This window comes from Microvirga sp. TS319 (genome assembly GCF_041276405.1).
Taxonomy (GTDB): domain Bacteria; phylum Pseudomonadota; class Alphaproteobacteria; order Rhizobiales; family Beijerinckiaceae; genus Microvirga.
Window position 1 is genome coordinate 349,167 of the sequence record NZ_JBGGGT010000002.1, and the last position, 18,599, is coordinate 367,765.

Here is an 18,599-nt window from a genome sequence, read left to right on the forward strand (position 1 = left end):
CAGGCGGCTCCGCTTTCATGATCATGAACCGACGAGACTCGCCGGATGTTCCTCGGACAGGCCGGTCTGAAGGCGGATCCCCTGCCGGCCGAGCGTCAGGAGCGCGACCATCACGATGGGATCGAGGAAAAGTCCGATCAGACCGAAGGTCTCCAGCCCCCAAAGGGCTTAGGGAGAGGTCTAAGAGTCGCGCGAGCGCTCGGTGCGGGCGATCATGTCGTCGGCCAGCGTCGGCCCTGCAAGCAGCACGAGCAGAAGCGCGAATGGCAGGGAGAACAGGAATCCGATGGAGCTGAAGCCGATGGCTCCCGTGATGCCGCCGATGAAGAAGGAGCCGAGCAGCAGGAGGAGAAGGCGCAGCTTCTCCCGGTCCGCCCTCACGATCTCGCCCGCATGACGGTTCCAGTAGAGCATTTTGCCGAGTTCGATGCCGACATCCGTCACGATGCCGGTGACGTGGGTCGTCCGCATGCGCGCGCCGGAGATCTTGGTGATGGTCGCGTTCTGCAGGCCCATGATGAAGCACAGCAGCGGCACCGCGCCCGCCACGAATGCCGGCGACGGATGAGCGAGCCAGCCGAGCACGCCGAAGAGGCAGAGAAGAACGGCCACCAGCAGGAGCGGGAGGGCGTAGCGGCTGCCGAGACGATGCCTTCGGCCCCAGTTGATAAGGACGGCCGAGCAGGCGGCGCCCGACACGAAGGGGACGAAGGCGGCAAGGCCCAGAGTGACGAGGGTGGCGCTGCCGACGGCGAGATTGTCCGCCATGGACGAGAGAATACCCGACATGTGGGACGTGTATTGCCCGACGGCGAGAAAGCCGCCTGCATTGATCGCGCCGGCGATGAATGTCAGCGCCATGCCGAGCAGGGTATCCGTGACGCCCGTGCGCTCCGAGGCGGCAATCGCCTTCACCGATCCAAGGGCGCGGGCGGCCAGGGTGCGATGCTTTACGGATGTACGCTTGAGGTCCATTTCGAAAAGAGTTTACCGCGGCGCTCCGCCCGGGTCATTCATCGAACAATGGGCCGCTCGCAAAGGGCCCTCGACGAATATCGAGCGGCCCTCTCGTTGCTCATTGCGCGAGGCCTGTCGAGGCGGAAGCGCGCCGCTCTTCGGGCGGCATTCTGATCGTCTTCGCGATCTCCGCCTCGCCGGCGCTTTCGGCGAGAGAGTTTCCGCCGACGAAGACCTGGATCGCGCCGGCCTCGACGACATAGCTGCCGTCATCGAGATGGAAGCCGAGGGATTCCACGGGAACCCGAAGAGTCACCCGTTTCGTCTCGCCGGGAGCCAGATCGACTTTCTCGAACGCCTTCAATTCCCGCAGAGGTCGGCTGCGGCTCGCCACCGGATCACGCGTATAGAGCTGCACGACCTCCTGGCCGGCTCGCGAACCCTTGTTCGTCACGTTCACGGCGACATCGAGAGACTCGCCCGACTCGAGCGAGCGCTTCGCGATGGCGGCGTCGGAATAGGCGAATTGGGTGTAGCTGAGGCCCCAGCCGAACGGGTAGAGCGGCGTGATCGCCTCGTCGATATATTGCAGCGTGAAGCGGTTGTTCGCGAGCGTCGGACGGCCCGTGGGCAGGCGGTTGTAATACAGGGGCAGCTGGCCGGTCGCGCGCGGCCAGGTGAGCGGGAGTTTGCCGCTCGGGTTGACGTCGCCGAACAGCGCATCTGCCACGGCATTGCCGCCCTCCGTGCCGGGATACCAGGCCATGAGAATCGCCGGAACATGTTCCGCCACCGGGCCAAGGATCTGCGGGCGGCCGCCCATGATCACGAGCGCGACCGGCTTTCCGGTCGCAGCCAGCGCTTCCAGGATCTGGATCTGCTTGCCGGTGAGCCTGAGATCGACGCGCGAGGCCGCTTCGCCCGAAAGCTCCTGCGGCTCGCCGAAGACCGCGATCACGAGGTCCGCCTTCTTGGCGGCATCGAGGGCAGCGGGCAAAAGGTCCGTCGAACCGCACATGAGATCACAGCCCGGCGCGTGGCTCACCGTGATGCCGGCGGATTGCGCGCGCCGACGGATGCCATCGAGGATCGTGACACTATCTTGCTTGTGGCCGCGAGCCGCGTGCGGGCCCAACTGGTCCTGGGGCGCATCGGCCAGGGGGCCGATGACGGCGATCGAGCGCGTGCCGGATTTGACGGGAAGGACGTCTCCCTTGTTCTGCAGGAGCACGAGGGTTTCGCGCGCCACCTCGCGGGCGGCCTGGCGAGCCTCCTTCGAGGGAAAATCGTCATCCGTGCGTGCGGGGTCGATGGGAGCCTGGTCGAACAGGCCGAGGCGGAACTTGGTGCGCAAGACCCGACGCACCGACTCGTCGATGACGCTTTCCGGCACACGCCCGGCGCGCACCTCGTCAGGCAGGTGCCTGATGTAGAGCTGCCCCATCATGTCCATGTCGACGCCGGCGAGAACGGCCTTGCGGGCGGCTTCGGCGCCGTCCGCCGCGATGCCATGATTGATCAGCTCGCCGATGCCGACCCAATCCGAGGTGACGAAACCGTCAAAGCCCCATTGGTTGCGCAGAACATCGGTCAGCAGCCAGGGATTGGCCGTGGAAGGCTCGCCGTTGAGCGCATTGAAGGCGGCCATGAAGCTCGCCGAACCGGCCTCGACCGCCGCCCGGAAGGACGGCAGGTAGGTATCGTACATCTCCGCACGGGGAATGTAGGTGGTATCGTAGTCGCGGCCGCCCTGCGGCGCGCCATAGCCTGCGAAATGTTTCGTCGAGGCCGCGAGCCCGCCCTTGCGGAACCCTTCCACCCGGGCAGCGGTCAGGACCGAGCCGAGATAGGGATCTTCGCCGAAGCCTTCGACGATGCGGCCCCACCGGCTGTCGCGCGAGAGATCCGCCATGGGGGCGAAGGTCCAGTTCACGCCCACATAGGACGCCTCCTTGGCGGCCCATTCCGACGCGAGAAAGGAGATCCGCGGGCTGAATGCCGCAGCCTCTCCCAAGGGAAGTGGGAACTGGGTGCGGAAGCCGTGCAGAACATCGAGGCCGAAGAGCAGCGGGATCTTGAGACGCGATTGCCGGACGAGGGCCTGAGCCCGGGCCACGTCCCCGGCATTGTTGAAGTTCAAGACCGCCCCGGCCTTGCCCTCGGAAATATCCTCCCAGCGCAAAGGCGGACCATGGGAGACGAGATTCAGCTGCCCGACCTTCTCCTCGAGCGTCATCTGTCCCAGCAGGTCGTCCACGCGCCGCTCGACGGCGTCCTGAGCCGAGGCTCCCGCTTGGAGCAGGCTCGATACGGCCAGGGCGGAAAAAAGGCCTAGGACATAAGAAAGCCGCACATTCGTCTCCATAAATCGGCACGAAAACATGATGGCGAGAGCCGTCCCGCTTCCTATTTCTTCGTGCTCCACAAGACAGCGCCCCGAAGTGGCGTCTTGCGGGTCCTAGGTCAATGGCTTTGTGAGAATACGCGAGCAACCCGTGCCGACAATCCTGAGGCTGCCCTTCCTGGCTTTGTCCTGCGCCCTGATTCTGTCAGGTCTGGCGCTGGCGGCGGCCGCCTATACCCGCAATGCCGAGGCGCTCGCCACGTCCCTGGCCTTTTTCCTCGCGGTGGCGGCCGGCGCCCCCCTGCTGGTCGGCCGCCAGATCGGTCGGCTGCTCGACGAGCAGGCCGTCGAGGATGCTTCCATTTTCACGGCGGTCACGGCGGAGCCCGCCATGGAGCCGGAGCAGGTCCAGGCCGTGGAGGAGCTCGTGCCGGAGGAGAGCGACGAATCCTTGCGCCGCCTCCAAAAGGCCGAGGCCGTCGGGCATCTGAGGGACGGAATCGTCCATGATCTCAACAACAAGCTCACGGTGATCAGCGCCAATATCGACGCGGTTGCCCGCCATATGAAGGATCAGCCGCCGGTCCAGCGCAAATTGCTCTCGGCCCTCGTCGCGGCCGACCAGGCGGCGAAGCTCATCGCGAAATCCGCGTCCTTCTCCCGTCAAAGCGAGCCGCAGGTTCAATATCTCGATCTGTCGGAGAGAATCAGCTCGGTCGCGATCCTCATGGGACGCTCGCTCCTGCGCGACACGGTGGAGCTGCAAGTGTCGCTGGCCGAGGATCTCTGGACCGTGGAGGCCGATCCAGACGATATCGAAACGGCGATCGTCACCTTGAGCGCCTATGTCCGGGATACCCTGACACAGGGCGGCACGATTTCTCTCGAAGCGCAGAATACGTGGATCGAGAAGGGCACTCTCCCCCAACTGACCATCGAAGGCGATTTCGTCGAACTCAGGATCTGCAGCGCTCCTGCGAGCGAGAGTCCGCAGAACCCCGATGACGGCGTGGAGCGGGCGTTCATGCTCCGGGAGGTCGATGTCTCGTCCTGGCTTCGCCTCAGCCGCAGCCTGCACTTTCTCCAAGGCATCGGTGGCGCCTCGAAGGTGTTCCGCAGCGGTGTCGAGATGACGATCGCGCTGTACCTGCCCCGCGCGCGCGCTGCGACGATGCTGCCCTTCGGCACTCAGGCGGAGGACGAGCCGCCCGAGGACGCAGTCCAGCAGAATGCCGAAATCCTCATCGTCGACGACGAACTCGAGGTTGCGCTCGCGTTGCAATCCACATTGGAGGAGTTCGGCTACGTCACGAGCATCGCGACGGACGCCGCGCAGGCGATCAGAAACCTGAAGGCGCGCCGGCCGGGCCTCGTGCTGACCGATATGGCCATGTCCGGGACCATGAACGGCGTCATGCTGGCCCGCGAGGTACGGCAGATCTTCCCTGGCCTCCCGGTCCTGCTGATCACCGGCAATCCCGTCATGGCCGATGAAAACGGCGAGTTCCCGTTGCTGCAGAAGCCCATCGTCAGCCGCGATCTGCACGCCGCGATTCAGCGGCAACTGGTGCCGCGGGACGAGGGAAACAAGGTCATTCCGCTGTTTCCGCGCTCGCGGAGCGCGTGAGGATCCTCACGTCACCAGGGTTTTGGCCGCCAGGGGAGATGCCACCCGGCCCGCGGCCTGCGCCAGCGCCGCGAACAGCCGTTGCTGCGGCTTTTTCCAGACCAGAAGCTCCGGGTGCCATTGAACGCCGATCAGGAAGGGCGCTTCGTCGCTTTCGATGGCTTGAACGATTCCGCTTTCGTCGCGGGCCGCGATCCTCAAGCCTTCCCCGAGCTTGTCCACGGATTGGTGATGCAGGGCATTCACGAGACAGGGATTGCAGCGCAGAATTCTGTCGAGGCGGGAATCGGCCTCGATCGCCACGCGCTTTTTGGGCAGGACCGTGCGCATCTTCGGAGCCTGAACATAGACCTCGTAAATATCCGTGTAGAGGGTGCCGCCCAAGGCCACGTTGATCATCTGCGATCCGCGGCAGATACCCAGGACGGGAAGCTGCCGGGGCAGTGCGGCCTTCAGAAGCGAGAGCTCCATCCTGTCGCGATCGGGGTCGATGCGGACGTCCGGAAGAACCTTGCCGCCATAGATCTCCGCGCCGATATCGTCGCCGCCGCCGATGACGAGGCCCTGGAGAGGCTCATCCGGCAATGCCTCTCCCGGAACGAGGCGGGCGGCGCGGGCGCCCACGCGGGTGAGCGCCAGCCAGTGCATCAGATAGCTGCGCCAGCCGCCCCGCCGCGACGTGGTGATGCCGATCAGAGGCGCTGTCATGATCGTACGACCTGCTCCACGATATTGGCCCAGCTTTTGTCCTCGCCCTTGAAGGCAAGGTAGGTGTTCCCGACCAGGTCGAGCATCGCGCGATCCGATGCCAGGCGCTCGACGGCGACCCAGCGGTTCCAATCCGGTGCGATGCTCCAGCCGGGATCGCTCACGCGCGCGTCCGGGAGCCGGTAATGGAAGGTCGGGCGCCCATTGATCTTCTCGCTCGGAAGCATGGCCCGGACGCGGTCCTGGTCGAGATGATGCAACAGGGGCAACAGGTCCAGGTCGCGATTGCGGGTCGGATTGACGGCCAGATAATCGTTGATGAAGCGCGGGAGATCGGGCCAGTAATCGGGCGAGACGATCAGGTGGACGTAATCGGGCGGAAACGGATCGGCAAAGCCGAGAAGGTCTCGGGTGCGGTCGGGCGAGACCTCCCGGCGCAGCCAGGGATTCAGGAGGACGAAGCTCTTCAAGAAGGCGGTGACGGTGGAGGCATCCTGGCACGGAATCTCCGGATTGAAGTGAAGGCCGAAGGCATAGAAGGGCGCATCCTGCGTGCCCTTCGCGCCGAGACCGCGCAAAATCTCGAGAATGCGATCGAGCTTCTGCAGGTGGTTGATGGGCGTCGGTGCCGTCACCAGCTCGCAGGGCACGAGATAGCTCGCCGCGAAGCCGAAAAGGGCCGCGATCTTGGGCAGCACACCTTTCTGTCCGCCCCCGTTCTTGCCCGGATGCAGGATGCGGCTGTCGAGTTCGACCATCAGCTCGCCGATCGACGAATCCTTCAGCGCGAAGGAATGCGGGTCCACCTCGATGAGGTGGCCTCCGAGCGCCTCCTGGAGGGCCTGCACGGTCCTTTCTGCGGAGGGGCCGACGAACTCGATCTCGACCCCCACGGTGCGCACTTCGCCGCGCTCGTTGTACAGGACGGGCGGGGACAGGAAGTCGATCGAGGTCGGAAGAGCCGACTGCACCATTCAGGACTCCGGCAGAACGCAAAAATGCGAGGCGTTTGAGGAACGGGCGCGGTGTGGCTGAGTTCCTTGACCCGACCGTCCCGCTTCTTTTCGAAAGGCCCGGTGTGGCTTTCCGGATGTCCTTTGGTTACAAACCCGCCATCATGATCGCGAACCATCGGAACTTCGACAAATCCGCCTGGATGGCGGAGCTGCGCGCCACGATTGCCTTGGGCTGGCCCTTGGTCCTGACCAACGTGGCCCAGAACTCCCTGATGACATCGGACGTCATCCTCATGGGATGGCTCGGCTCCGATGCGCTGGCGGCGGGCGCGCTCGGCACGAATCTCTATTTCGCCTTTCTGATCTTCGGCATCGGCCTCATGAGCGCGACGTCGCCCCTGATCGCGGAGGAACTGGGGCGCCGACGGCATTCGGTTCGGGAGGTGCGCCGCACGGTCCGGCAGGGGTTCTGGGCCGCCATCACCGTTGCGGTGCCGATCTGGATCGTATCCTGGAACGGGGAGATCCTCCTCCTCGCCATGGGGCAGGAGCCCGCGCTCGCCCACATGGCGGGTCAGTACATCCGTGCTCTCCAATGGAGCCTGTTGCCCTTCCTGCTCTACCTGGTCCTGCGTTCGTTCCTGGCGGCGCTGGAGCGCCCGGGCTGGCCGCTCATCATCGGCAGCCTTGCGGTGCCGGTGAACCTGGGCGCCGCCTATTGCTTCATGTTCGGCAAGTTCGGCATGCCTCATCTGGGGCTGATCGGGGCGGGCGTCGGCACCGTGATCTCGAGCGTCTTCATGTTCCTGGGGCTTGCCCTCGTGATCTGCCTGGATCCGCAACTCAGGCGCTATCACATCTTCGGCCGCTTCTGGCGGCCCGATTGGCCGCGCTACCGCACCCTGTGGCGCATCGGCGTGCCCATCGGCCTGACACTCGCCTTCGAGGTGACGATCTTCAACGCGGCCGCACTGCTTATGGGGCGCATCGGCGCCAACGAGCTGGCGGCTCATGCCATCGCCCTGCAGATCGCCTCCTTCTGCTTCATGGTCCCCTTCGGCCTCAGCCAGGCGGCGACCGTGCGGGTCGGCCGGGCCTACGGGGCCCAGGATCCGGCGGGGGTGAGCCGGGCAGGCTGGACGGCCTTTGCCCTCGCCACGAGCTTCATGGTCGTGACGGCCTCGCTCATGCTCTTCGCGCCGCGTCTGCTGCTGAGCGCCTTCCTCGATCTCAACGATCCGAAGAACGCAGCCGTGATCGGCTTCGCCGTTTCGTTCCTGGTCATGGCGGCGGTCTTCCAGCTCGCCGACGCGTCGCAGGCCATCGGAGCGGGCATGTTGCGCGGCCTGCAGGATACCCGGGTGCCGATGATCTATGCGGCCTTCGGTTATTGGGGAGTCGGCCTGCCGCTCGGCGTGATCCTCGCCTTCGGGACGCCGCTTCGCGGCATCGGCATCTGGATCGGCCTGGCGACGGGCCTCGGTGTCGTTGCCGGCCTGATGCTCTGGCGCTGGGTGCGGCGCGACAGGCTGGGCCTTGTCACGGCCGTGCCGAAGGACGTTCAGGAGGCATTCGCGCGCTGAGCGGTCGGCCAGCGCATCGTGCGAAAAAGTGGCCCCGGTTTTCCGCTCAAACGATGCGCTCTTTCCAAGAAGGGAGCATCGGAGGGACGGTCCCGGATCATGCCGCGTCCTCGCGCCGGGGCGAATGATGGCGTGCGGCGTGCGTTCCGGCGCTCGGACTGCGTTCCAGCACCGCGGCGGCCTCCTCGCCGGAGATGACGGCACTCTCGATCGTGGCCGGGAGGACACCCAGCCAGTCTCCGGCAAGCGCCAGGTTCGCGAGAGGCAGCCGGGGCGGCTGAGGCAGCAAGGTCGCATCCTGGCGGATCGTCGCGCGCTTTTCCTTGACGACCCGCGCCTCGGGCTGTCGGGCGGCGGAAGCGTCGATGCCGATGTGACTCAAAATCGGGGCGATCTCGTGCCAGACGGCGGATGCGAGATCCGCCGCAATCTCGTTCAGGGTGGCATCGGCCGCCGAGATCGTGACGCTCACATGATCCCGGCGCACCAGGAGCCATTGAGCGCGCGCGCCGGTGACGCCGATGAAACGCGGCCTTTCGGGTCCGGCCAGGCGGAAATGCACGTTGAGGATGGCCTCGAAGCGCCGGGGGACGGGCAGGGCGGGCAGCAACCGTCCGATTTCATAAGGGGGCAGGGCCAGGATCACCCGTTCGTCGGGCCCAAGAGCAACGGTGCGGTCCGTGAGGCTCAGGCCGATAACCCGATCGCGGCTGGTGACGAGGTGTCTGAGGCGTTGCCCCGCCAGAATGGGAACACCTTGCGTCTGCAGGGTCTCGACCGCGGGGCGGACGAGATCTTCGCTGAGCCCGGTGCCGGCCACGAGCAACCGGCTTGCACGCGGCCACATCAGCCGCCGCAATGCCAGACCGAGACGCTGGGCGGACGCCACGTTGGGCGGTGTGTTGAGAACCGCAATGGTGAGCGGTCCGATGAGGCTGTCCATGATCGGTCTGTCGCCGATGATGGAGGCGACAGGGCACTCCTGCGCGGAAAAGGCGAGGCGAAGGATCCGGGCGAGATCGGTAATGCCCAGACCTGCCGGGCGGTGAGACCGCCGGAGCCACGACCATGGCGACAATCCGATCTGCCGCATCGTGCCGGTGTGGGTTTCATAGAGCGGAAGTCCCTTCCGCTCAGGCTCGATCCATCTGGCCCTTGCGCCGACAGCCTTGAGCAGATTCAGCGCGTGCCGATTGGCCGTGAACAGGACATGGGTGCCGTTGTCATGCGCGAAGCCATGATCGGGATGGATCGTCCGGCAGCGGCCTCCGGGCTGGGGCGCGGCCTCGTAAAGGACGGCCTCGCCTCCTTGCCGGGTGATCGCGAGCGCGGCGCTCAGACCGGCGATGCCGGCACCGACGATGTGGGTGCGTCCTACCGTCATGTGGGCCTCATGGCGCGGGTGAGCAGGTGCAGTTTGTCTCCCGCGGTCAAGTGGAGCCTGCCCTGTCGTGCGTTCCATCCGCGGGCCGTGAGCCGGTCGAGGACGCAGCGGTAATTCTCCATCATCAGGATCGCGGGCTTGAGAGCGGCCCGATCGAGGCGCTCCAGGGACTCGTCCGCGGCGGCAAAGCCTGCCCGCGCCTCCCCGGCCAGGATTTCGCAGACGCGGGCAAAGCGTGGGTCGGCCACAAGAAGGGGCGCCGGCGCATCGTCGAGCCCGAGCCGGGCGAGACGCGAGAGCGGGATGTAGACCCGGTCGCACGCCGCGTCCTCATCCACGTCCCGCAGGATGTTCACGAGCTGCAGGGTGCGGCCGAGGTCGAGGGCGAAGGCGCGGGCCGTCGGCACGCCGAAGATGTGAACCGACAGAGTGCCGACGGACCCGGCGACACGCCGCCCGTAAAGCTGAAGGTCGTCGTCGGTTGCCAGCCGCACCCGGTTGGCGCTGTCGGTCTCCATGCCGTCGAGCAGGGCATGGCATTCGTCGAGAGGCAACTGGAACAGGCTGGAGGCGCGCGAGAGTTCGCGGCCGATGGGCGTTTCTGGGGCACGGTGGAGACGGTCGATTTCCCGGCGCCATTCGCGCAGGGCATGCAGCTTCTCCGAGGCTGGGGCGGCTCCGTCCGCGACATCGTCCACGGCACGGCAAAAGGCATAGACCGCGTGGATGGCGCGGCGGCGCTCATGGCTCAGGCTCTGCATGCCAAGCCGGAACGAAGAGCCGGATCGGCGCACCGCCGCCGCCGTGACGCGGGAATCGCTTCCCTTCGGCCGATGGACAAGTCCGGACAGCCCGGCCAGAAACGCGCGGGCCGCATCCAGCTTGCCGATCTGGGCGCGCTCGATCGCCGGGTCGATCCGGCGCAGGATCCGGCTCAGGCGCTCCGCCAGAGCGATGGTGGCCACGCTTTGGGCGCGCAGGCGCCTGTTCTGGAGCCGCTCGGGCAGAACCCGGGCTCGGTCGATCAGCTCATCGACGCGATCCAGCATGGCATCCAGAACCATGCGTCTCGTCGCAGCCTGGGCCGGGGTGAAAAAGGCCGTCTCGCCCCCTGTGAGCAGCATCCATTGGACAGGAATGTAGATGCGCCCCAGGCGCTCGTGGTCCTGGCGGCAATCCTGCAGGTGGTTGAGGATCTGCAGGGCGGTGCACAGAGCATCCGCCGGCGCCTGCGCCGTGGCTGCTTCTCCATGCAGCTGCAGCAGGAAGCGTCCTGCCGGATTAGCCGAGAAGCGGCAAGAGTCGAGAAGGTCCGCCCAGTCGTCGTAGCGCGACTTGATCGCATCCTGCCGGAAGGCCCGCAGCATCTCGCGCGCCTGCGCGATACCGGTGTTGTAAGTCCTCTCGATCCGGAAAAGCCCATAGGCCTCGGGAACCTTCGGGTCCCCTGTGACGAGCGCCTGCTCGATGGCCTCGAGCTGCGTCAGCTTCTCGGCCGTGGTGAGATCCGGTGCATCGGCAATGTCGTCGGCCGATCGTACGAAGGCATAGAAGGTGAGCACGGCCTCCCGGTGCTCAGGCGACAGCACCAGGGACGCGACGGGAAAACTCTCATCCTTCAGACCCTTGGTTGCATTCCTGGCCAGCGTGCTCATGGCCTCACCCCACCGGATAGAGCCTTCCCTTCCAACCTGTCCGACCCGCACGGCCGATCCGCAGGAGAACGCACCATTGGAGTGCGAGGCTGACAAGAATGGTGAAGGGATGGAAAGGAATCGAGACAGGAGACTCTCGCGTGGCGACCGTGACCATGGCGCGCGTCGCGAGCGACAGCAGCGCGGCACAGGCGATGGGCCATGCCGGCGCGAAGGGCAGCAATAAAAACGGCATGACGTGCCCGCCGAAGAGCAGGAAAGTCCACACCGGCAGCGCCACCGGCTTTGCCATCCCTTCATGGGCATTCTTGGCAAAACCATTCCATGCGTCCCCGAAGCGAGAATACATGCGGCACGCAGCGAGCCTGTCCCCCGGCACGAGATCGGTCATGAAGCCGTTGCGCCGGATCTGGCGGGCAAGCTGAATGCCGTCGTGGATCAGAGACCGGATGGCGGCATGCCCGCCGCTTGCATGATACGCCTTTGTCTCCACGAGCATCAGCTGTCCGCAGGCTGCGCCGAAACCCGGATGCGGCGAGGCGCGCATGAGGCTTACGGGGAGATAGCCGAGGAGCAGCAGATTGATCGTCGGCACGGTCAGCCACTCGCCCGGCGTCTTCATGATCTGGCGTGGGACCGCACTGACAAGGCGAGCGCCCGTCGTCTGCGCGTGGCCCGTCAGAAGAGCCGCGGCACGAGGCGCCACCCTGACGTCGGCATCGACGAAGAGGAGATAGGTTCCACGCGCGTGCTGCGCGAGATGATGGCAGGCATGGACCTTGCCGGTCCAGCCTTCCGTCAGAGGCGGGGCGTCCAGCAATCGCAGGCGCGGGTCACGGGCGGATAACGCCCGGACGATATCCGCCGTGGCGTCCGTCGAACCGTCATCCATGACCAGCACTTCGATCTCGACGTCCCGGCTCGCAAGGGCCGCCTCGGCGGTGGACGCGATATTCGCAGCCTCGTTGCGGGCGGGGATCAGGATCGAAACGAGCGTGCGCGCCTGTGCGGGAGCATGGGGCGCTCTGCCCAGGACGGCAAGGTTGATGACGACGAGTGTTGCGGGAAGGGTCGCGAGTGCCAGAAGGATGATGCCGAGCGTCGTCATGATCGGTGGCCCTCGTGCGACGGATCGAAGGCCCGCCCGCGCAAGGTGGACGTCAGGCGACGCCAGCCGTCGTAGATCCCGCCGATCCCGGCGCGGCCCTCGAGCAGCGTCCGGAGGCGGGCAGGATCGCGCGCCTTCACATCCTCGCTCAGCCGGTCGAGCACGCTCGCGAGTTCGCCATCGAGGCGCTGCAGGCGAGCAGGGCGTGGAAGTTCGCGCAGATCGGCGCTGCGCATGGGATTGCCGAAGGCAATAAACGCTTCCGCTCCCCGTTCGAGCCAGAAGCCGTACTCGATCGCGAGAGGGATGACCGTGCAGTCGGGCGAGATCTCGATCAGCCGCGCGATGCCGGGTTTCAGGCCCAGCGGGCGCTCCCGCGCATCCGCGAAGCGGCCCTGTGCCGCGATCCAGAGCGCACGATCGGGGGACGACAGAATACGAGCGCTTGCCTTCATGAAATCGGCGGCTCCCCGCCGGCTGCCCGGGTCTATGCCGAAAGCGCCGATGCGGCGGAAGATGCCGTATCGCTTCAGCATGCCGGCATCGATGGGAGCATAGCTTTCGTAGTCCGGAAAGAGACGATCGGCAGCAAGGATATAGATAGCCGCGTCCCACCATGACGGATGGTTGGAATAGACGATGAGCGGGCCCTTGGGTGCCACCATGGGCTGGCCCCAGCCCGCGATCCGCAGCGCATTCATGTGACGTGTGAAATAGCGGCGGAATGCCGAGACCATGAAACGGTGGGTGATGGGCGAGCGAAGCGCGACGGGGGAGGGCTCTGCCTGTCGGGAGAGCCGGCCCCTTGCCGCGCTGTGTCGTTGCTGCATCAAGATGCGTTCCGCAAGTTGTCGGCTTTGAGATCCGAATCCAGAGCGTCGGCTGCGATCCAGCCCGACATCATCACCATCGGCATTCCGGGTCCCGGATGAGCCGCGCCGCCTGCGAGATAGAGCCCGCGGATCTGCCGGCTTCGATTGCCGGGCTTGAAAGCTCCCATGAACTTGCCGTGGCTCGCCAGGCCATAGATGGCCCCATTCAGCACCCTGTAACGATCATGGATGTCCTGGGGGGTCAGATGACGCTCGAAAACGATGCGGTCCTCGATATCCTGCATGCCGGCGGTGCGCTTGAGCTTGTCGATGATCGCCCGACGGTAGGCGGGAAACATCCGAGACCAATCATGGTGCGGCCTTAAGTACGGCGTGTGCACCAGAACGTAGAGCGCCTCGCCGCCGTCAGGCGCGACGGTGGGATCGGTCGCAGCCGGAGCGGCAAGATAGCAGGTCGGATCGGGAGCAGGCTCGCCTCGGCGGTAGATGAAGTCGAACTCTTCCTCCGGATCGCGCGAGAAGACGAAGTCGTGATGAAGAATGTGGTCGTAGCGCTTGCTCAGGCCGAGATAGAGCACCACGCCCGAACAGGCCGGTTCGAAATCCTTTCGCGCATAATGTTCGCCGACCTCGCCGCCGACGAGTTCGCAGTACGTGCGGATGGAATCCATATTGGAGATCACGCGGTCGTACGATGCCGCCTCGCCATCGGCGAGGACGAGGCCCTTGACCTCGCCGTTCTCGATCTGCAGGGACGCCACCTCCGATTCGGGCTTGAAGGTCACGCCAAGCTCGGCTGCGAGCTTTATCAGTGCCTCCGCGACGGCGCGCGTGCCGCCCATGGGATACCATATGCCTTCGGCGGCCTGCATATGAGCGATGGCGCAGAGGACGGCGGGCGATCCATAGGGCGAGGACCCGACATATTGCGTGAAGTGATCGAGCATCTGCGCCAGACGTTCGTCCTTCACGTTGGACCGGATGGTGCCCGCAACGGATGAGCCCATGCGCAGGGACAGGACATCCCGCAGGGTCGCCGGATTCATGTTCGCGCGGATGTCGATCGTATCGAAGAGGTCCTCCACTGACTTCCAGAAGAAGAAGCGGTTGGAGATATCATGAAGATGAGCCGAGATTTCCTGAAAGCGCTTATAGCCGGCACCGGCGCTCGTTCCGGGCGCGAAGCGGTCCATGACGGTCGCCATCGCGTCGATGCTTTCTTGCAGATCGATATGGGTGTCATCGTCGAAGAAGCAGCGCCATTGCGGATCGAGCCGCACGAGATCGAGATGGTCGGACAGATTGCGTCCGGCTTCCGCGAAGATGCGTTCCAGCACGCGCGGCACGGTGAGGATCGTTGGTCCCATATCGAAGCGAAAGCCGCCTTCGCGCAGAACGGCCGCCTTGCCTCCGAGCCAGGGATTTTTGTCATAGAGCGTCACGGCGTGGCCGCGCGCCGCCGCGACGCAGGCCGCGGCCAATCCCCCAAGGCCTCCGCCGATCACGGCAACCGAAGCGCTTCGAGCATTCACGACGTTCCTCCCATCGGGTCCGGACGGCGGAATTCGGGCCGGAAAGCGCGCAGATCTCGTTTCCCGGTGTCTCGTTTCCCGGTCATGCGCCTCACCTGAGGTTTTGGTTGTAGGAGGGCCCCAACGCAGTTCAAGGTGAACTCCCGGCCAAGGGACGGCGGGCGCAGATCATTCGAATGGTGCGCCCGCCCGGTGCCCGGATGACAGGATCGAAGCCGGCGGCGACAAAGTGCGGTTTCAGACTGTCAAGGCTGCGGGCGCCGCCGCCCCAAAGCAGGTTCTTCAGGCGATTGAGGGAGGAGGAGATGTCGGGCCCCCGATCCGCCAGCACCGCCACGAGGAGCCAGCCGCCAGGACGCAGGCTGTGAAAGATTCGCCAGGCCGCCTCCGCCACGATGGCGCCCGGCAGGAACATTTGCGGCAAGAAGGCGAGGTCGAAGGCAACTTTGTCCTCCATTTCTTCCACGCGCTGGCGACGCAGGGTGATGCGTGTAGAAAGCCCCGCCTCGCTCACGCGCCGTTCCCCGATGACGGCCGAGGGCTCCGCCGGCTCGAGGGCGACGGCCGTCAGGTGAGGAAAGGCCCGGCACAGGGTGATCGACAGCCCCGCCGCTCCGGCGCCGACGTCGAGGAGGCTTGCGCCTTGTCTCTCCAGGCACGGGACGAGACCGGGCAGGAATCTGAGTTTCGGCAGAGCCTTCGCGGTCCAAAGCCGTGTCAGTGCGCCCTGCGCGTCGATGATGGCTTCGTCGGTATGCGTCCAGCCCGCGAGCGCAAGACGGCCTTCCCGGAGCCTGGCTCGGAAATCTTCCGTCTGCAGAAGCGGAGCCTGCAGGGCGGCCTTGAAGGCCCTTGCCCCGTCCTCGGAGGTGAAGGACTGCAAGGCCGGGGCTGCCTGGACGCGGCCGTCCTCGCAGCTCGCGAGACCTGCGCCGATCAGGACATCGACGAGGGTCGCGACGAGTGCCGGATCGAGAGACATTCTCCCGGCCATTCCCTCGATCGTCGAGGGCGTCTCGAGGCCACGGATCACGCCGGAATCGGCACTGGCCATGAGGGCGCTCGCGAGCCATAGGGCTTCGTCCGTCCGCTCCAGCAGATCGAGCACGTCTTCGGGGCGCTGCCGGAGAGGAGGGCGCGCGGGCCTTCGCCAGGAGCGCCACCCCATGCGATCTCCGCCATGGGACAGAAGGGCATAGGCGCGCCACAACATGGCAGGCCTACCGGACCGGGATGACGATTGTCGTCGAGGGCTCCCTCACGACGATCCGGGCAGCGTCGAAATTCGGCGGGCCGCGGCGCCCCACGTCGTTCGAGAAACCGTAGGGTTCGCTCGGCAGGCCGAGGATATTCCGGTCGAGCTTGCCGTTTCCATTGGTGTCGTGAAACACCGCGATGGAATAGGAGCCCGGCTTGACGTTCCGGATGCGCAATTCAACGGTGCCGAGCCTTGCCGCTTCCCGGTCCCTGTAGGGGCAGGTCCTCTCGTCAAAGCTCGTGTCGCAGATTCCCGCATAGATCATGCCCTGCGCCGAGGCGACGCCCTCTGCCCGGATCGTGAGAGTGGCGGCCTGGGCCGCGGGGGCGATGAAAACGAGGCCGAGAATACATCCAGCGCGTCTCATGGGTGGTCCCTCACGATATGGCCTCGCGGATCGCTTCGCCTTCCGGTTCGGGCTGAAGCCAGCCTGCGCGCCCGCGCTTCCGGTCTTCCATCAAAAGACGTGCGGTGATGCGCGCGCCCTCGAAGATCACGGGCAGGCCGCTGCCGGGATGGGTTCCGCCGCCGACCAGATAGACATTGCGGCCGAACCGGTTGTGCGGCCGGAAATACAGCATCTGCGTGAGATTGTGCGCGAGGTTGAAGGTCGCTCCCTCGAAGACGGAGAACTCGCACTGCCAGCCGTAAGGCGTGACCGTGCGCTCGAAGCGAATGCGGCTCTCGATATCGCCGAGCCCCAGCAGCTTGAGGCGCTCGAGCGCAAGCCTGCGATATCTCGGCGCCTCCTTCTGCCAGTCGATGTTGCATCGCAGGTTCGGTACCGGAACGAGGATGTAGAGGCTCGTGTGCCCTCGCGGGGCCAGCGTCGGGTCGGTTGCGCCCGCATGCTGGACGTAGATGGAAGGCTCGTCCGAGAGAATGCCTTCAGTGATCTCGCGAATGTTGCGTTCGTAATCCTTCGCGAGAAGGATCGTATGATGGGACAGATCGCCCACATCCCCCTCAAGGCCGAGATAGAGCATGAAGGTCGAGCAGGAGAGTTTTGCGCGATCGAGCTTTGCGTTCGTCCAGCGCGGGCGCATGGCTTCCGGCACGAGGCGGCGCATGGCATGACCGAAATCGCCGTTGACGACGATGGAGCCTGCCGCGAACGTCTCCCCGCCGGCTTCCACGCCGACCGCTTCGCCATTGTCGTAGAGAATGCGATCGACCGGCGTGTCGAGGCGGATGTCGACGCCCATCTTGCAGGCGACAGCCGCCATGGCTTCCGAGACGGCGCCGCAGCCGCCAATCGGGTGATAGACCCCGTGCTCGTATTCCAGGAAGGATAGAATCGTGAAGAGGCTCGGGCACTGGAACGGCGACATCCCGAGGTATTTGGTCTGGAACGAAAAGGCCAAGCGCACACGTGGATCCGCGAAGTAGCGCTTCAAATCACCATCGACGCTGGACAAGGGGCGCAGCTTCGGCAAGGCCGCCAGCATGGCAGGGGACACGAGATCGGCAGGGCTTGTGAATGCCTGCTCGAGAATCGGCCGGAAGGCCTCGAGCTTCCCGCGATTGTCGTCGAGGAAAGGGCGAACGTTGCGCGCATCCGCAGGCGCAAGTCTCGCGATTTCCTGCTCGAGACGCGCGAGATCGGCTGTTGCGCGCATCTCTCCGCTGCCCTCGAAGACGAGATGGTATTGCGGGTCGAGCCGTCTGAGTTCGACATGGTCTTCGAGGCGCTCGCCGCAGGCCTCGAAGATGTCTTTCAGGATGCGCGGATAAAGAAAAAACGTAGGCCCGAGATCGAATTTGTAGCCGCCCGGCGCGTGGACCGTTCGCGTGCGGCCGCCGACGGCAGGTCCGCTTTCGAATAAGGTTACAGGAACGCCCTCGCGGGCCAGCAACATGGCGGATGCGAGACCTCCGGGACCTGCGCCGACGATGGCCACACGCAAGGAGTGCGAGGCATGCGACATGAAGCGGCAATCCTTATGGACCGAAGGCGGCAGGGCCGATGGTGAATCATGGCAAGTAGAACACGCTTTCCCGGTGACCAGAGGCATGGCCGGGAAGAAGATAAAAATCGAAAATTTCTCTTATGAAAATGAAACCATGTTCAGGCTATATCTTGCCTGAAGCAAGGGTAAGCAGGGTATAATCTCAGTTTACTCGCTGCTCCACAAGTATGTGGTTATAAAGGGGAAATCGAGCCGCCTTATTCTTGCCTTTTTAAAGTTGAGCTTCACTTCCAACTGAAACGGAAGGGGAGACCATCTTTGAAAAACATCCTCACCCGCATGTCCGCAATGGCACCACTTCTATTCGTTGCGGCATGCAATACGACTGCTTCCCATGATCCTTCGACAACAGGATCCATCTCGCAAGCCGGCCTGGGTAAGGAATTTCAGCGTGGCGCGGCATCCTGGTACGGCCCCGGCTTCCAGGGCAGAAAGACCGCCAGCGGCGAGCGCTTCAGCTCCAGCGCCATGACGGCGGCCCACCGTTCCCTGCCTTTCGGCACACGGTTGAGGGTCGTCAACGAAGAGAACGGCCGCTCGGTGGTCGTGCGCGTCAATGATCGTGGACCCTTCGCCCATCGCCGCATCATCGACCTGGCGCAGGGGCCTGCCCAGGCGCTGGGACTGACCTCCGCCGGAACCGGATATGTCTCCCTTCACATGGTCGAATGAGGCTGATCGGCC

At 65.0% G+C, this 18,599-nt stretch carries 16 protein-coding genes; 4 read left to right on the forward strand and 12 right to left on the reverse strand.

Features of this window, described 5'->3' with window-relative positions:
* Nucleotides 1-180 precede the first annotated feature (180 nt).
* Nucleotides 181-975, reverse strand: coding sequence for a YoaK family protein (locus AB8841_RS11080; RefSeq protein ID WP_370435909.1), 795 nt, complete (start codon nt 973-975; stop codon nt 181-183).
* 100 nt (nt 976-1,075) lie between these two features.
* Complete coding sequence (gene bglX / locus AB8841_RS11085) at nt 1,076-3,310, reverse strand: beta-glucosidase BglX (RefSeq protein WP_370435910.1); 2,235 nt, start codon at nt 3,308-3,310, stop codon at nt 1,076-1,078.
* A gap of 142 nt (nt 3,311-3,452) precedes the next feature.
* On the opposite strand from bglX, the gene AB8841_RS11090 reads away from it, so the two are divergent.
* The gene (locus AB8841_RS11090) at nt 3,453-4,928 is read left to right on the forward strand and encodes a response regulator (RefSeq protein WP_370435911.1); all 1,476 of its coding nucleotides are present in this window, start codon (nt 3,453-3,455) and stop codon (nt 4,926-4,928) included.
* Between the two features lie 6 nt (nt 4,929-4,934).
* Here the strand turns inward: AB8841_RS11090 and AB8841_RS11095 are convergent, their stop codons facing one another.
* Both AB8841_RS11095 and AB8841_RS11100 read right to left on the reverse strand, forming a co-directional pair.
* Entirely contained in the window at nt 4,935-5,636 is a 702-nt protein-coding gene (locus AB8841_RS11095; protein ID WP_370435912.1) for a gamma-glutamyl-gamma-aminobutyrate hydrolase family protein, read from the reverse strand.
* Nucleotides 5,633-6,610 (reverse strand): amidoligase family protein, encoded by a 978-nt coding sequence (locus tag AB8841_RS11100; RefSeq protein WP_370435913.1) that lies wholly within the window; start codon nt 6,608-6,610, stop codon nt 5,633-5,635. Before AB8841_RS11100 ends, AB8841_RS11095 begins: the two co-directional genes overlap by 4 nt.
* 116 nt (nt 6,611-6,726) lie before the next feature.
* On the opposite strand from AB8841_RS11100, the gene AB8841_RS11105 reads away from it, so the two are divergent.
* Complete coding sequence (locus AB8841_RS11105) at nt 6,727-8,175, forward strand: MATE family efflux transporter (protein ID WP_370435914.1); 1,449 nt, start codon at nt 6,727-6,729, stop codon at nt 8,173-8,175.
* A gap of 97 nt (nt 8,176-8,272) precedes the next feature.
* Here the strand turns inward: AB8841_RS11105 and AB8841_RS11110 are convergent, their stop codons facing one another.
* The 8 genes from AB8841_RS11110 to crtI all read right to left on the reverse strand — a co-directional run bounded on the left by AB8841_RS11110 (nt 8,273) and on the right by crtI (nt 17,873).
* A complete protein-coding gene (locus AB8841_RS11110) occupies nt 8,273-9,559 on the reverse strand; it encodes an FAD-dependent oxidoreductase (protein WP_370435915.1) in 1,287 nt (428 codons plus the stop codon).
* A complete protein-coding gene (locus AB8841_RS11115) occupies nt 9,556-11,214 on the reverse strand; it encodes a squalene/phytoene synthase family protein (protein WP_370435916.1) in 1,659 nt (552 codons plus the stop codon). Before AB8841_RS11115 ends, AB8841_RS11110 begins: the two co-directional genes overlap by 4 nt.
* 4 nt (nt 11,215-11,218) lie before the next feature.
* Nucleotides 11,219-12,322, reverse strand: a complete 1,104-nt coding sequence (locus AB8841_RS11120; RefSeq protein ID WP_370435917.1) for a glycosyltransferase family 2 protein — start codon at nt 12,320-12,322, stop codon at nt 11,219-11,221.
* On the reverse strand, nt 12,319-13,059 hold the full coding sequence (locus AB8841_RS11125) for a lysophospholipid acyltransferase family protein (RefSeq protein ID WP_370439245.1): 741 nt from the start codon (nt 13,057-13,059) through the stop codon (nt 12,319-12,321). Before AB8841_RS11125 ends, AB8841_RS11120 begins: the two co-directional genes overlap by 4 nt.
* Nucleotides 13,060-13,151: 92 nt before the next feature.
* Nucleotides 13,152-14,687 carry a phytoene desaturase family protein gene (locus AB8841_RS11130; RefSeq protein WP_370435918.1) on the reverse strand — a complete coding sequence of 512 codons (1,536 nt, stop codon included), beginning with the start codon at nt 14,685-14,687 and terminating at the stop codon, nt 13,152-13,154.
* Nucleotides 14,688-14,817: 130 nt separating this feature from the next.
* The gene (locus AB8841_RS11135) at nt 14,818-15,900 is read right to left on the reverse strand and encodes a cyclopropane-fatty-acyl-phospholipid synthase family protein (RefSeq protein WP_370435919.1); all 1,083 of its coding nucleotides are present in this window, start codon (nt 15,898-15,900) and stop codon (nt 14,818-14,820) included.
* A gap of 7 nt (nt 15,901-15,907) precedes the next feature.
* On the reverse strand, nt 15,908-16,312 hold the full coding sequence (locus AB8841_RS11140) for a DUF2141 domain-containing protein (protein WP_370435920.1): 405 nt from the start codon (nt 16,310-16,312) through the stop codon (nt 15,908-15,910).
* A 10-nt stretch (nt 16,313-16,322) separates the two neighbouring features.
* The gene (crtI, locus tag AB8841_RS11145; protein ID WP_370435921.1) at nt 16,323-17,873 is read right to left on the reverse strand and encodes a phytoene desaturase family protein; all 1,551 of its coding nucleotides are present in this window, start codon (nt 17,871-17,873) and stop codon (nt 16,323-16,325) included.
* On the opposite strand from crtI, the gene AB8841_RS11150 reads away from it, so the two are divergent.
* Nucleotides 17,872-18,033, forward strand: coding sequence for a hypothetical protein (locus AB8841_RS11150; protein WP_370435922.1), 162 nt, complete (start codon nt 17,872-17,874; stop codon nt 18,031-18,033). The genes crtI and AB8841_RS11150 overlap by 2 nt on opposite strands.
* Nucleotides 18,034-18,203: 170 nt before the next feature.
* Nucleotides 18,204-18,587: a septal ring lytic transglycosylase RlpA family protein gene (locus AB8841_RS11155; RefSeq protein WP_370435923.1), complete on the forward strand. Its 384-nt coding sequence runs from the start codon at nt 18,204-18,206 to the stop codon at nt 18,585-18,587.
* Nucleotides 18,588-18,599: the final 12 nt, after the last annotated feature.

Excerpts from the sequence above, each read along its gene's own strand:
- AB8841_RS11080 (WP_370435909.1), bottom strand. The coding sequence starts at position 975 with ATGGACCTCAAGCGTACATCCGTAAAGCATCGCACCCTGGCCGCCCGC.
- AB8841_RS11095 (WP_370435912.1), bottom strand. The coding sequence starts at position 5,636 with ATGACAGCGCCTCTGATCGGCATCACCACGTCGCGGCGGGGCGGCTGG.
- AB8841_RS11100 (WP_370435913.1), bottom strand. The coding sequence starts at position 6,610 with ATGGTGCAGTCGGCTCTTCCGACCTCGATCGACTTCCTGTCCCCGCCC.
- AB8841_RS11105 (WP_370435914.1), top strand. The coding sequence starts at position 6,727 with ATGTCCTTTGGTTACAAACCCGCCATCATGATCGCGAACCATCGGAAC.
- AB8841_RS11110 (WP_370435915.1), bottom strand. The coding sequence starts at position 9,559 with ATGACGGTAGGACGCACCCACATCGTCGGTGCCGGCATCGCCGGTCTG.
- AB8841_RS11115 (WP_370435916.1), bottom strand. The coding sequence starts at position 11,214 with ATGAGCACGCTGGCCAGGAATGCAACCAAGGGTCTGAAGGATGAGAGT.
- AB8841_RS11120 (WP_370435917.1), bottom strand. The coding sequence starts at position 12,322 with ATGACGACGCTCGGCATCATCCTTCTGGCACTCGCGACCCTTCCCGCA.
- AB8841_RS11125 (WP_370439245.1), bottom strand. The coding sequence starts at position 13,059 with ATGGTCTCGGCATTCCGCCGCTATTTCACACGTCACATGAATGCGCTG.
- AB8841_RS11135 (WP_370435919.1), bottom strand. The coding sequence starts at position 15,900 with ATGTTGTGGCGCGCCTATGCCCTTCTGTCCCATGGCGGAGATCGCATG.
- AB8841_RS11140 (WP_370435920.1), bottom strand. The coding sequence starts at position 16,312 with ATGAGACGCGCTGGATGTATTCTCGGCCTCGTTTTCATCGCCCCCGCG.
- AB8841_RS11150 (WP_370435922.1), top strand. The coding sequence starts at position 17,872 with ATGAAGCGGCAATCCTTATGGACCGAAGGCGGCAGGGCCGATGGTGAA.
- crtI (WP_370435921.1), bottom strand. The coding sequence starts at position 17,873 with ATGTCGCATGCCTCGCACTCCTTGCGTGTGGCCATCGTCGGCGCAGGT.
- AB8841_RS11155 (WP_370435923.1), top strand. The coding sequence starts at position 18,204 with ATGGCACCACTTCTATTCGTTGCGGCATGCAATACGACTGCTTCCCAT.